At 63.0% G+C, this 13,233-nt stretch carries 13 protein-coding genes, 1 tRNA gene and 1 pseudogene; 6 read left to right on the top strand and 9 right to left on the bottom strand.

The annotated features are described in order from the left end of the window. The 3 genes and pseudogenes from SE91_RS29550 to SE91_RS29540 all read left to right on the top strand — a co-directional run. Window positions 1-239, top strand: a pseudogene (locus SE91_RS29550) (hypothetical protein); the annotation flags it as partial. Between the two features lie 252 nt (window positions 240-491). After that, on the top strand, window positions 492-2,279 hold the full coding sequence (locus SE91_RS29545; protein ID WP_144441117.1) for a hypothetical protein: 1,788 nt from the start codon (window positions 492-494) through the stop codon (window positions 2,277-2,279). A gap of 77 nt (window positions 2,280-2,356) precedes the next feature. Continuing rightward, window positions 2,357-3,250 (top strand): phosphatase PAP2 family protein, encoded by an 894-nt coding sequence (locus tag SE91_RS29540; RefSeq protein WP_061850160.1) that lies wholly within the window; start codon window positions 2,357-2,359, stop codon window positions 3,248-3,250. Between the two features lie 20 nt (window positions 3,251-3,270). Here SE91_RS29540 and SE91_RS29535 read toward each other — a convergent pair whose 3' ends face one another. Next, complete coding sequence (locus SE91_RS29535) at window positions 3,271-5,772, bottom strand: hypothetical protein (RefSeq protein ID WP_156489849.1); 2,502 nt, start codon at window positions 5,770-5,772, stop codon at window positions 3,271-3,273. Window positions 5,773-5,985: 213 nt separating this feature from the next. Continuing rightward, a complete protein-coding gene (locus tag SE91_RS29530) occupies window positions 5,986-6,342 on the bottom strand; it encodes a VOC family protein (protein ID WP_061850158.1) in 357 nt (118 codons plus the stop codon). A 133-nt stretch (window positions 6,343-6,475) separates the two neighbouring features. Between SE91_RS29530 and SE91_RS29525 the strand changes: the two genes are divergently transcribed. Next, window positions 6,476-6,552 (top strand) — tRNA-Arg (locus SE91_RS29525). Window positions 6,553-6,703: 151 nt separating this feature from the next. Continuing rightward, complete coding sequence (locus SE91_RS29520; protein ID WP_061851398.1) at window positions 6,704-7,843, top strand: amidohydrolase/deacetylase family metallohydrolase; 1,140 nt, start codon at window positions 6,704-6,706, stop codon at window positions 7,841-7,843. 6 nt (window positions 7,844-7,849) lie between these two features. On the opposite strand, the gene SE91_RS29515 is transcribed toward SE91_RS29520, so the two are convergent. Genes SE91_RS29515 through SE91_RS29505 form a run of 3 tightly spaced genes read right to left on the bottom strand, consistent with a single transcriptional unit; the run spans window position 7,850 to window position 9,340 of the window. Continuing rightward, the gene (locus SE91_RS29515) at window positions 7,850-8,413 is read right to left on the bottom strand and encodes a TlpA family protein disulfide reductase (protein ID WP_245318564.1); all 564 of its coding nucleotides are present in this window, start codon (window positions 8,411-8,413) and stop codon (window positions 7,850-7,852) included. Window positions 8,414-8,438: 25 nt separating this feature from the next. Continuing rightward, on the bottom strand, window positions 8,439-8,897 hold the full coding sequence (locus SE91_RS29510; RefSeq protein ID WP_061851397.1) for a DsrE family protein: 459 nt from the start codon (window positions 8,895-8,897) through the stop codon (window positions 8,439-8,441). Window positions 8,898-8,911: 14 nt separating this feature from the next. Beyond that, a complete protein-coding gene (locus SE91_RS29505) occupies window positions 8,912-9,340 on the bottom strand; it encodes a DoxX family protein (RefSeq protein WP_061850156.1) in 429 nt (142 codons plus the stop codon). A gap of 104 nt (window positions 9,341-9,444) precedes the next feature. On the opposite strand from SE91_RS29505, the gene SE91_RS29500 reads away from it, so the two are divergent. Beyond that, window positions 9,445-10,329 carry a LysR family transcriptional regulator gene (locus tag SE91_RS29500; RefSeq protein WP_061850155.1) on the top strand — a complete coding sequence of 295 codons (885 nt, stop codon included), beginning with the start codon at window positions 9,445-9,447 and terminating at the stop codon, window positions 10,327-10,329. 32 nt (window positions 10,330-10,361) lie between these two features. Here SE91_RS29500 and SE91_RS29495 read toward each other — a convergent pair whose 3' ends face one another. Genes SE91_RS29495 through SE91_RS29480 form a run of 4 tightly spaced genes read right to left on the bottom strand, consistent with a single transcriptional unit; the run spans window position 10,362 to window position 13,231 of the window. Continuing rightward, window positions 10,362-11,507 (bottom strand): acyl-CoA dehydrogenase family protein, encoded by a 1,146-nt coding sequence (locus SE91_RS29495; protein WP_061850154.1) that lies wholly within the window; start codon window positions 11,505-11,507, stop codon window positions 10,362-10,364. 13 nt (window positions 11,508-11,520) lie between these two features. Next, complete coding sequence (locus SE91_RS29490) at window positions 11,521-12,348, bottom strand: SDR family NAD(P)-dependent oxidoreductase (RefSeq protein ID WP_061850153.1); 828 nt, start codon at window positions 12,346-12,348, stop codon at window positions 11,521-11,523. Between the two features lie 17 nt (window positions 12,349-12,365). Then, a complete protein-coding gene (locus SE91_RS29485; RefSeq protein ID WP_061850152.1) occupies window positions 12,366-12,779 on the bottom strand; it encodes a MaoC family dehydratase in 414 nt (137 codons plus the stop codon). Beyond that, on the bottom strand, window positions 12,776-13,231 hold the full coding sequence (locus SE91_RS29480; RefSeq protein ID WP_061850151.1) for a MaoC family dehydratase N-terminal domain-containing protein: 456 nt from the start codon (window positions 13,229-13,231) through the stop codon (window positions 12,776-12,778). Before SE91_RS29480 ends, SE91_RS29485 begins: the two co-directional genes overlap by 4 nt. Between the last annotated feature and the right edge of the window lie 2 nt (window positions 13,232-13,233).

Here is a 13,233-nt window from a genome sequence, read left to right as displayed (position 1 = left end):
CGCCCACGGGTACGCCTCCGGATGTGGTCGCGGCCATGGCGACAGCCTCCAAGGAGGTCCTGAGCGAGCCCGCGACCGCCGCCCAGCTCAAGGAGACCCAGCACATGACGTTGTTGCTCCAGGACGGCGCCGCCTTCAAGACCTTCTTCGACAAGCAGGTTGCCTATTGGGGGCAAGGTGGTGAAGGACAACAATATCAGGGCGTGAGGGCCCGCTGGCTCTCATCCGCAGGCGGATGAAGCGCTGCAGGGATAGGGGGGCGTGCAGCTCGCCCTGATCTGTTGCGACGAGTCAGTGTGCCCGTCTTGGTGAATTGCAGACGCTCGGTCTGCGACTCTAGGTATAGACGCCATTGCGGGGTACTCCGCGAAAAGCAGCTCTCAACCAGGGGGCGTTGCTCGGTAACGGCAGACCTTGCATTTGCCGGCCGATAGCTGTTTGCTACTATTCCGCGCGGTGGTTGTGCCCCGCCAAAGAGTTGTGGCGCTGTGATGATCAGAGTCGACAACACGTCCTCGGAAAGTGGCTCGGATCGGGGTCGGCCGAAACGGTATACTGCTGCCACGGTATTCATTGATGTCGTCGGCTACTCACGACTGATGGGCGCTGATGAGGAAGGCACGCACAAGCGATGGATGTCGTTGCGAGCCGACGTTGTCGAGCCGCGTGTCGCTTCATTCCGCGGTGAGGTGATCAAGAGCACCGGGGACGGTCTGCTTCTGCAATTCGAGCAGCCCGCGGACGCGATCGGCTTCGCACTGGTGACCCAATTGTACCTCGCCGAGATCCCGCCTGGCGGAAGCGACGCGCTGCAATTGAGGATGTCGGCAAATGTCGGCGACGTCATCGCCGAACGCGACGATATCTATGGCGATGGAGTCAATATTGCAGCCCGATTGCAAGAATTCGCCGGCCCGGGCGGCATTGTGATCTCCGGGTCCATCCATGATCGAGTCAAGGACGATCTGCGCTACCACGCCGCCGATCTCGGCTTCCTCACGCTCAAGAATATCGAGCGACGCATCCGCGCATTCAAGATCGCGCATCAAGAGTTGCGTCCTCCGACAATCTCCGTTGCTCACGCGCTCAAGCCGTCAGTCGCAGTATTGCCGCTCCAGATGCTTGGGCTTGAAGCGAAGGACGCTTATCTCGCGCAGGGAATTGTTCATGACATAGTCGCTTCGCTGGCGGGTATTCGCGAATTGTTTGTGGTGTCCAGCACATCCACGCTCGGATTCAGCGATCCTACGATCGATCCCGCCGCCATCTGCCACCGCCTCGGGGTGCGATACCTGGTCACCGGAACATTGACCCGCCACGGTGAGCTGTTGCGGATGCGCGTGCAGTTGATCGACGTCGATACGCGCTCCATGCTGTGGACCAATCAGTATGAGTCGCCGATCTGGCAGCTCTTCGACGTGCAGGAGAAGATAGCGACCAGCATCGCTTACGCACTGCTTCCGCATATTCACATCTCGGAGCTGAGGCATGCCGAGCGCAAGATCCCCCAGAGCATGAACGCTTACGATCTGGTTCTGCAGGGGATGTATCGCCTGTATCGTCTTGGCGACGACGACATGATTGCGGCACGGACACTGTTCGAGCGGGCCTTGGAGCACGATCCGCACTATGCGGCGGCCTATGCGCTAATGGCCAAGTGGTACATCCTGCACATCGGTGAGGGGCACTCCACCGACTTCAAGGCCGATTCGGAAGAGGCGCTGCGGCTTGCGTCGCGGGCGTTGGAGTTCGAGCAATCGGACCCTATGGCACTCGCGATTTTCGGGCACATCAACTCCTTTCTGTTCGCCGCGTATGATCGTGCGATAGACGCTTTCGATCGCGCGATCGGAGGAACGCCGAATTCCGCAATCGCATGGAGCTTGAGCGCGTCGACATATTGCTACCTCGGTGACGGGCCCCGTGCGGTGGCGCGAGCATCATATGGGATGTCGCTGTCGCCGCTCGATCCCTACGCCTATTTCTATCAGTCCGCGCTCACCAACGCGCACTACACGAACGGGACCTTCGACGAGGCTGTCTACTGGGGGACGAAGGTGATGGCGGCAGCTCCGCGGTTTGTCGCGAATTTGCGGCTTCTTGCAGCAAGCCTTGTGGCGGCAGACTCTGTCAACCAGGCACGCGAGGTTGGAGCCGCGCTCCTGCGGGTCGATCCATCATTCTCCGTCGAAAAATTTTGTAGCTGGTATCCCATAAAGCAACCGGACAGACGCGCTCTCTTTGGCAAACGATTGATTGAAGCTGGGCTGCCTCGCTGACTGAATTCGGTTCAGCGGTCGGTAGCCGTCCAGGCACGAGCAGGTTTTAGCGCAGCACAGCTCTGGAGGAGAATGGCATGGGTATGGGCATGGGAATGGGCATGGGGATGGGGATGGGAATGGGCATGGGCATGGGCATGGGCATGGGCATGGGAATGGCCTTCAGCGCCACGCCCCCTGAGCTCGGCTTCCGACCCTTGACCCTGCAGTACGAGCTCGGCCCGAACACCGCTCCGAGCTTTCCGAATACGCTGCTGCCGCCTAACCCGTCCGGGAAGGACAGGGTCGGCCCGTGGGATCCTGATGTGCTCTCACTGCTCCATCTCGCGGAGTTCATCAAGAAAACCGATTGGCACATGATCAAGAACGATATTGAAGCGGACACCACACTCAAAATGCTCCATTGGCGACCGAGCAACAATCCGAACTACCAGGCCTTCATCAGCCGCGAGATCGCTCAGCTGGAGCTGCTGATGCAGACCGATCGCGAGCGCTATATGGCTGAAATCGTGGCGCAGCATGACAATGCGCCTGGCTATTGGGTTAACCTGATGGCCATCAACGCTCCCCAACATCACAACACGTTGGTCGTCATCAACCTTGCGGTTCGGATTGGTCAGATCGTTGCGGCGTATTACAAGGATCATTACAAGCGGACACGGCCTTCATACGTGTGTCCCGGCCTGCTGCCGGCCTTCGGGCCGCCGGCGCACGCATCATTTCCAAGCGGTCATTCGCTCCAGAGCTGGCTGATATCTCTGTTTCTGGAAAACGTGGCGCCTTCCTACAAGAAAGAGCTTTATTGGCTCGCTGAAAGAGTCGCGCTCAATCGCGAAAGAGCAGGCGTTCATTACCGGAGCGATTCCGTATGCGGAAGGTTCATTGCCGAAAAGTGCGAGAAAAAGATCACGACGTCCACTTGTCCGGGCATCAAACAATTGTTTTCAGATGCAGCCAAGGAGTGGAGCTGATCCAGCAAAGTGGGCAAGCGCTACGGCAGGGTCCATTCCCGGTAGCCGAGATTATTGTCGGCCCGTACAAGGTCGGGCACCGCCGCGGGGCCGTTTGCGCATGGCAGGGTTGATCCCGCATCGATATTGCTGTGATCGCCAGCAACCGTGGCGCGGACGAGCAAGGCGTTCCTGCTGGCAGCCTGTGGGGTCCATTTGAAGGGACCGAATTTGGTTCTGCCTCCACCCGGGACATCCAGCGTCGTTTTATTGCCTTGCAGCCGTTGCCAATAACCCGCTGCAACATCCCAGGTCGAGGCGTCGTCGCCCGCGGCCGCGAACACGTCGACCGTCGCGCCGATGGCTGCCGCGCTGCCGCGGTTGCGGAGAACGACGTAGACGTAGTTGGTCTCGCCGGGGCGAGGCATCTCATGCGGTGCGCCGTCATCCTCGTGGTGCCGGACCCAGAGAACGGTCGGGAGGGCCCACCACTCCCGCCGGTAATAATAGCCTCCGTGACGTCCATCATCGACGTAGATATCGACCGCGGGTGGACTGCCCGGTGCGTCCTGGGGCGACGCGGCCACCTGATAAAGGCCATGGCGCTCGAAGGCCCAGCGGACGACCTTGTGCAGCATTCCGCCTAGCCGTTTCGATTCCTCATAGTCGAAATATGGCGTACCGACGTCTGCTTCCATGAGGGCGGTGGCAAACTGGCTCGCCTCGTTGGTCGGCTCCGTCTCAACTGCGCCGAGCGAGGCGATTGCACGAACGATAAGGTATGCGGCGTAGTGCGCGGCCGCCCTTCTGCGCTCCAGATCCGGTTCCCAAGCCCCTGCCGCATCGCGTCTCACCGCATCGCCGCCGGCGGCTCGATAGAGACGAAAAAGCGTGCTCGAGAGGATCTGCTCGGAATTGTAGCCGACGGGGTCGCGGAGCCCGTAAGTGGGGGAAGGTCGCTCATACAGCGCTCCGTTCCAACCCCAACCTCTCCTGACAGCGCGGTCGTGGCGTCTGAACGGCAGCTGGACATAGGGATACGTCACACCGCGCCGTCTGCCCCGGAGCTTCGAAGCCGGATCGCACATGATGGCGCCGAGCGCGTCTCCGGCGCTATGAGCGAAGCCGAATTCGGTGGACCCGGTCGCAGCGAGAATAAGGACGTGGCAGAACTCGTGCCATACGAAGCGCACGTCGGCGGCGAGCCCGAGCGGGTGTTTCCAGGTATCCGCAAGATCCGCGAGCCCGAACAACATCATCACGTTCCAGGGGCGTTGCGCGGTTTTGCCCCGGAACGGGGTCACATACGCGTTGATGCCGCGGCCATCGCGCGCACCGGGCCCGGACAGGAGTTTGGCGCGGTGGTCCACGGTCAAGGGCAATGAAATGTCGCGGAAGTGGTCTGTCCGGTCGAAGCCAAACTCCTCGACCAATCGCATCATCGAGTCGCAATGGCAGTAGGCGCTCACCGCGGCGAATTCATTGCTCCTCGCCGAAAAGCTGAACGGCGGTAACTGGACCGGTGGTTCGTAATCGGCTCCCAAGGCAGCTGGCTGGCGCAGCTTGACCCGTGGCCCGGACAGCCTGCGCCGCCCGCCCCCGGCATGCTCGAGATCATGCAGGACCACGGGATCACGCAGCAGGTCGAGTTTTGCCGCGTCGTTGTCGGGGCGGAAATCAAACTTGCCTGTCTTGCTGTTGGGGTCGCTCTGGAAGGCAAGTCCGGCGCAGGCCGAGGCGATCGCGGATTTGCGAACAAGCTTTTTCTCCACAGGATCGAAGATGACGCGATGTGCGATGGAGTCGCCGCTCGCCGCCGCCATGAAAATCGTCGCACTGATCGCCAGACCCAAAGGGCCATCGTCATAGATCGTGCTGAAACCCTGCCGATGATAGGCAACGAGCTTCGCCTCCGCCACGTCGGCCTCCGAAGCCGAAAGACCCATCACGGGGCTCAGCCGGCGCAAGACCTGCTCTGCAGGAAAATCGTCAGCCCACGTCGGATCGAGCCGGTCAAACGCGCGCTTGAGGTGCTCCGATGCGATTGTGAGTTTGGCGCGCTCGATCGTGGTCAGCCGAGCGCTGGTAATCCGGAGCTGGTCAATCTTCCACCCATGGTGCACGACCAAGCGTATGCTGCTGCCCTGAACATCAGGGACAAACCCCTTGTTCTCGGTCGGCGTCATCTGCTGGCACCAGACGATCGTGGTCTCGACCATCCCGCTTCGCGTGAGTTCACGGGGATGGACCCAGCGAAAACTCGATTCGTCAGACCGCTCCGGTTCATCGGAGTCAATGGTGTCCCTGAGATGCTTCCAATCTTGCTCCGAGAGGGGCAGCAATCTCCTGTCCATTCCCAGCCTTAGATACTCGAGTGCCGCCCATTTCGCCGATTGGCCAGCTTCGGCCTGCGCCGGCGTTTGCAGGTGTCGCAACTCCCGGATGGCGCCGCGCGCATCCTTCTCGACTACGAGATCTGGCTCTTGCGGAAGATGCACGACTGACCTCTGAGAGGTTTCGATCTCCGGCACGACAGAGGCCAAGCATGCCTTCGGAGGTTGCGCAAAGCAAGCCTCGTTCTGCCGGTGAAGTCGGTTGGAAAGGCCGCCAGGGTCCCGCAGCCGCCTGGGGAGGCTTGCCAGCTGACAGCTGGCTGCCGGCGACATGCAGCGTTTCGCGGACCGCGTCCTACCCGTCGCAATCGACCGGCGCCCGAGGCGCGTCTCGGTCGGGTGGCCGCGGCAGAACGTCGAGGCTCAGGCCTTGCGAGGCCGTGCGAAGCTGAGCTCATGGCCGTCGGGATCGGCGAGATGGAAGTAGCGCTCGCCCCATTCCGCATCGCGCGGCGTGGTGGACGGCTGCCATCCGACGGCGCGGGCCTGATCATAGGTCGCATCAACGTCGTCGACATAGAAGATGACCCGGCCCCACCAGGACCACTGCTTCTCCTCGGGCTGTGCCGTCAGGTTGAGATATCCGGTGCCGGCGCGAAAACTCGTGAACGCCGCAGATTCGCCGCCATATAGGAGCTCGAACCCCAGCGATCGGTAGAAGTTCACGGCTCGCGCCATGTCATGGGTGCCGAGCGTGATGGCGCTGATGCAGTCGATCATGTGTGCTGCTCCACAGAATGGATTTGGAGGTTATTGTATAGCTCCTTGCTCGGTTGAGGTGGCCAGTCTAGCGGCTGGCGAACCTCGTCCTGCTCTGCTATGAGGAGGCCGAACCTGCAACTTCGGGTTCCGCGGTCCCGTAGCTCAGCCGGATAGAGCGACGGTTTCCTAAACCGTAGGTCGGAAGTTCGAGTCTTCCCGGGATCGCCATTTTTCGTGGGCCGCGCTTACGGTTCGCCACGCTGGTCGGCGCAAAAATTGCTACAGGTGAATGGCTTGAGGTGAATGGCTTGCTTCCTTGCTGGCCCGGCCCGTGTGCCCGCCGCATCTCACTATCCCTATCCCCCATCCGGAGACCATGATGCCTTTCGACCTGATCCTGCGCGGCGGCCGTGTGATCGACCCCTCCCAGAAGCTCGACGCCGTAACCGATGTCGCCTTCGCCGGCGGCAAGGTTGCCGCGGTCGGCAGCGAACTCAAGGCCGATCCGGGCACGGACGTGCGCGACGTCTCGAAATACATCGTGATGCCGGGGCTGATCGATCTGCACACCCATGTCTATTGGGGCGGCACCTCGCTCGGCATCGATGCCGAGGAGTTCTGCCGCCTCTCCGGCGTCACTACCGCCATCGATACCGGCAGCGCCGGGCCCGGCAATTTCGCCGGCTTCCGCAAGCACGTGATCGAGCCGAGCCAGGTTCGCATCCTCGCTTATCTGCACGTCTCGCATGCCGGCATCTTCGGCTTCTCGCACCGGATCATGGTCGGCGAAAGCGAGGAGCTGCGGCTGATGAATCCAATAGAAGCGGCCAAGGTGGCCGATGCCAACCGCGACCTCATCGTCGGTATCAAGGTGCGCGTCGGCCTGCATTCCTCGGGCACGTCGGGGGCGGTGCCGCTCGACATCGCGCTCCAGGTGGCCGACGAGGTCGGCATGCCCCTGATGGCGCATATCGACCATCCGCCGCCGAGCTACGAAGAGGTGCTGGCGCGCCTGCGGCCCGGCGACGTGCTGACCCACGCGTTCCGCCCCTTCCCCAACACGCCGGCGACCGCGCAGGGCACGGTGAAGAAGGCGGTGCTGGATGCGCGCGAGCGCGGCGTGCTGTTCGACATCGGCCACGGCAAGGGCTCGTTCGCGTTCAAGACCGCGCGCGCGATGCTCGCCAACGGCTTCTATCCGGACACGATCTCGTCCGACATCCACGTGCTGTGTATCGATGGTCCCGCCTACGACCAGGTTACGACCATGTCGAAGTTCTTGTGCATGGGCATGGAGTTGTCCGACGTGGTCGCGGCGTCGACGGTGAATGCAGCCATGGCGCTGCGCCGCCCCGAACTCGGCAGCCTCAAGCCCGGCAGCGTCGGCGACGCCACGCTTGTTACGGTGAAGCAAGGCCAGTTCGATTATGAGGACGTCGTCGGCGAGCACCTGATCGGCGACCGCAAGATCGTTTCCGAGGGGGTCGTCATCGGCGGCCGCTGGTGGCATCCGAATTGAGCGGCGTTAGCTCTGCTCGCGATAGAATTGCAGCAGGCGGCTGCCTGCCGGCGAGAGCCAGTCGGGCGCGCCCGTGATGTAGCCCTCGACGCGGCCGCCCATACCCACCAGATAGGTGATGGGCATGCCGATGATCGTGAACATCGCGCTGGATGCTTCGGCCGCTACGCCATAGGCATCGGCATAGCAGGCGAGGTTCTGCACGGCGAGGCTGTCAAGATATTTGCGGATCTTGCGCAGGTCTTTGGTGTCGGTGCAGATCGCGACGATGTCGAGCGCTTCGGCTCGTGATGCTGCAAGGCTTGCCAGCACGGGCAGGTCGAGCTTGCAGGCCGCGCACCAGGTGGCCCAGAAATTCACCAGAGTGATGCGGCCCGGCTTTGCTGTGATCACGGCGTCCCGACCGCCGATATGCTGAAGCCTGAGCTGCGGCATCATTGCGCGCGGCCGCACCATCGTGAACTGGCTGCGGTCGGCCTCGAACACCGGCGGCCAGCTCTCCTGCGCGCGGCTTGCCTGCACGGACACGGCCAGCATCGGCGCGGCGATCAGGATCGATCGCCGCGACATCACTGGTCCCCTTTCGTGCCGCTCATCAGGCATGGATATAGGCCCAGCCCTTCAATTGCAGGTCGACGACGCGGCCGATTCCGAACGGGACGAGGGTCGCGCCTGCGATCAGCGGGATGGATATCTGCTCCTTGGCTTCCGCAATCACCTTGGATGAGGCGCACATGCTGTACGTGAGGTTCGGCTGCGATTGCCGCAGCGTCGCGAGCGGCTCGCCCAGTGGGGTCTTGTCCGCGCGGAAGACGTCGATGCCCTTGCCGTTGGCGACGACCTCGATCAGCAATCTCGCGCCCCTCTCGGCAAAGTGCTTGGAGAGATTGGCCGAGTAGCTGATTGCGTGCCCCATGACGTAAGGCTCGTTGCTGTCGATCAGGATCACGACGCCCTGGGTGAGACGATCCTCCTTGGCCGCGGCACCGCCGGCTGTGAGGATTGCGGTGCCCGCGAGCAGGCCTCTCCGGGACCATGCCGTTGCTGAGATCATGACGTTGCTGCCGGTCAGAACTGACGCGGCGCGATCGGCGCCTTGCTGCCGCGGCCCCACAATACGAACAGGCTAAGCGCAAGCAGCGCGATGTTGAGCGGTGCCACGTCAGCCTCGCCGCGCGAGAGGTGGAAGACGAGTGCGATCACCTGCAGCACCGCGCAGCCGAGCGCGGCCAGCACCGTCAGCCGGGGCAGGATCCGTGTCAGGGCCGGCAGCAGGATGCCGATCCCACCGGCGAGATCGACCAGCGCGATCGAGCGGACAAACGTCTCGGAATACTGCCCGGCCCAGGGCATCATCGCGGCCAGCTGGGGAATCGGGGTGGTGAGCTTGACGAATCCCGCCGAGACAACGACGAAGGCGAGGACGACCTGCGCAGCCCAGAGGCCGATGCGGAGGGCCCGCCCGGGGGCGGCGGTCTCGAGGGTCGTGGTGGACATGGTGTTGCTCCAGGAATGTGAGGGTTGCCACCATTTGATGATTTCCTGATTATTGATCACTATCGGTTACGGGATGGGTTCGTTTCCTGGATGTTGATGATCCAATGGATACTCTGGTCAGTATGAGGGTGTTTTGCCTGGTCGCCGAGCTCAAGAGCTTTGCGGCCGCGGCGCAGCGCCTACGCATGTCGCCCGCCATGGCGAGCAAGCACGTGATGCAGATCGAGAAGCGGCTGGGCACGAGGCTGCTCAACCGGACCAGCCGGCGCGTCAGCCTGAGCGAAAGCGGCACGCTCTATTTCGAGCAGGCCCGGCAGATGCTGGACTCGCTCGACGAGGTCGAGGCCGCCGTCAGCAACGCGACGGTGGTGCCGCACGGCACGCTGCGGCTGACCGCACCGGTGTGGATGGCGAACTCGATCTTCGCGGGCGTGCTGGCGGACTATCAGGCCCGCCATCCGGACGTGCGTCTCGACGTCGATCTCAGCGGGCGGCTGGTCAATCTGGTCGAGGAGGGATTCGATCTCGCTTTGCGCGCGACCGGCGCGCCAGATGAGGCGCTGATCGCGCGGCCCATCACCAACGTTCCGTTCTATCTGGTTGCTGCTCCGGCCTATCTCAAACGTGCTGGCCGCCCGGTGTCCTTTGCCGATCTCTCCGGCCGGGCCTTGCTGCACTATGCGCTTTATCCCGGCGAGAGCTTCTCCTTCCAGGGCGAGCACGGCCCCGAGACCGTCAAGCTCAATCCGGTGCTTCGCAGCGGCAACGAAACGCTGCTGCACATGGCTGCGCTGGAAGGCATGGGGCTCGCCTTCCTGCCGAAATGGTTGGTCGCCGAGGACATCGCCAGCGGGCGTCTCGAGCACCTAATGTCCGAGCAGGTCGTCTTCGTCGGAAAGCTGTTCGCGGTCTATCCGAGCCGCAAATACCTGTCCGCGAAGGTGCGGACCTTCATCGACTTCATCGCCGCCGACAAGCGGATGAGGTAGCAGCTCACAGCGGCTCGATTGCAGCGACCTGATTACAGTGATCTGGCGATCAGCAGCTTCATGATCTCATTTGTGCCGCCATAGATCTTCTGGATGCGGGAATCGATGAAGATGCGCGAGATCGGATATTCCTGCATATAGCCGTAGCCGCCGAACAGCTGGAGGCATTCGTCGGCGGTCTCGACCTGCTTCTCCGAGCACCAATATTTCGCCATCGACGCCGTGACGGTGTCGAGATCCCCGGCGACCAGGCGCTCGATGCACCAGTCGACGAAGACGCGCGCGATCATCGCCTCGGTCTTACGCTCGGCGAGCGTGAAGGCGGTGTTCTGGAAATCCATCAGCGGCTTGCCGAAGGCTTTCCGCTCCTTGGTGTAGTCGGTGGTGAGCTTGACCGCGCGCTCCATCGAAGCGACGGCGCCGACCGCGAGGGCCAGGCGCTCCTGCGGCAGCTGCTGCATCAGCTGGACGAAACCCTGGCCTTCCTCCTTGCCGAGCAGGTTGTCCGGCGGCACCGTGACATTGTCGAAGAACAGCTCCGACGTATCGGAGGCGTGCAGCCCGATCTTGTCGAGATTGCGCCCGCGCTTGTAGCCGTCCGCGCCCGCCGTCTCGACCACGATCAGCGAAATGCCCTTGGCGCCTTGCTCGCCGGTGCGCGCGACCACGATGACGAGGTCGGCGGCCTGGCCGTTGGTGATGAAGGTCTTCTGGCCGTTGATGACGTAGGAATTGCCCTGCTTCTTCGCCGTGGTCTTCACGGCCTGCAGGTCCGAGCCGGTGCCGGGTTCGGTCATGGCGATGGCGCCGACCATCTCGCCAGACGCCATCTTCGGCAGCCAGCGCTTCTTCTGCTCCTCCGAGCCGTAGTTGAGGATATAATGCGCGACGATGGCGCTGTGCACGGAGACGCCGGTGGTCAGCTCCGGCACGGTGCTTTCGAGATCGTCCAGCACGGCGGCGTCATAGGCGAAGGTCGCGCCCAGCCCGCCATATTCCTCCGGCACGCTGGCGAGCAGCGCGCCCATCTCGCCGAGCCCGCGCCAGGCAAAGCGGTCGACCATCTTCTGCTCGCGCCATTTCTCGGCATGCGGCGCCAGATCCTTGGCGAGATATTTGCGGAACTGGTCGCGGAACGTGTCCAGCTCTTCGGTCATCCAGGACGATCGATAATGCATCAGCGCCTCGCTCTCAGACAATCAGGCCGCCGCCGGCGACGACCACCTGACCGCTGATATAATTGGATTCCGGACTGCAGAACAGATAGACGGCGTCGGCCGCCTCCTCCGGCGTGCCGCCGCGGCCGAGCGGGATCATGCGCGACATGGCGTCGAGCATGTGCGGCTGCACGCCGACCTTGATGTCGCGGCCAGCGACGTCGATGGTCTTCTGCTGCGCCTCGATCGGCTGGGTGAGGCGGGTGTTGATGAGGCCGAAGGCGACGCAATTCACGTTCACCTTGTAGCGGCCCCACTCCTTGCACATGGTTCGGGTCAGCCCGATGAGCGAAGCCTTGGCCGAGGAATAGCTGGCCTGGCCGGCATTGCCGTAGAGGCCTGCGATGGAGGAGATGTTCACGACCTTGCGGAACACCTCACGCCCTTCCTCGGCTTCCTTCCTGGCGAAGACGCGGATCGGCTCGGCGGCCGCGCGCAGCAGACGGAACGGTGCGACGAGATGGACGTCGAGCATGGCCTGGAACTGCTCGTCCGTCATCTTCTGGATGGTGGAGTCCCAGGTGTAGCCGGCATTGTTGACGATGATGTCGAGCCCGCCGAACCTGTCCAGCGCGGTGCCGACGAAGCGGTCGGCGAAACCGGCCTCCGCGACGCTGCCGTTCACCGCGACGGCGCCGCCGCCTAGCGTCTCGATCTCCGCGACCACGGCATTGCCGGGCTCGGTATCGAGGTCGTTGACGACGACCCTGGCGCCTTCGCGCGCCAGCTTCAGTGCGATCGCCCGCCCGATGCCGCGGCCCGAGCCGGTCACGAGCGCGACCTTTCCCTGCAGTTTTGTCATGTGACTGAGTCCTCTTGCTATTGCAGCGCGACGACGGCGCTGCCTTCGAGCTTGACCTCGCCGCGATCATCGGTGGTGGTGAGCGCGAGCCGTGCGCGGCGCTCGCCATTCTCGGCGAAGACCTCCGTCACGGTGCCTTGGCATGTCAGCCTGGCGCCGAGCTGGGTGATGGCGACGAACCTCGTCGCAAAGCTGCGAAGCCTCGACGGCGGTACCACGTCGGTGAGCGCCTGCCCGAGGCAGGCCATCACCAGCATGCCGTGGGCGAACACATCAGTAAAACCGGCCGCCTTGGCAAAGTCGATATCGACGTGGATCGGATTATGGTCGCCCGATGCGCCGCAATAGAGCGCGAGCGTGTGGCGGGTGATCGGCGGAAAGACCTTGTGGACGATGCGGTCGCCAGCCTTGATGTCTCCGGATGCCGTCATGGCGCCACCTCGTTGCGGACGACGATGGTGCGCGCGGTATCGGCGACGTGCACGCCGTCCTGGTTGGTCACCTCGCAGCGGATGCCGATCAGCGTCATCGCGCCACCCTTCTTGTCCGCGACGCTGGTCACGCGCGGCCGAAACGTCAGGGTGTCGCCGACCAGAACCGGCGCGTGATAGACGAAGCTCTGCTCGCCGTGCAGCACGCGGGCGAGATCAATGTCGAGTGCGGTGAACATCTCGAAGGGATCGTCGACGTCCATCATCTCCAGGCAGAACAGATAGGTCGGCGGCACGGGGGTGCCGGCGAATCCGGCCGCCAGCGCAGCATCCGCGTTGCGGTAGACTGGATTCTCTTCATTCAGCGTGTTGAGGAAGTAGCGGAGACGGCCGGGCTCCACGCGCGCGGTGACGGGCGTGAAGCTGCGCCCTACGGCGGACTGATCGACCATGG

Source organism: Bradyrhizobium sp. DOA1 (assembly GCF_001593325.1).
Taxonomy (GTDB): domain Bacteria; phylum Pseudomonadota; class Alphaproteobacteria; order Rhizobiales; family Xanthobacteraceae; genus Bradyrhizobium.
The sequence above is the reverse complement of the archived record's forward strand: the minus strand, read 5'-3'. Positions and strand labels throughout refer to the sequence as shown.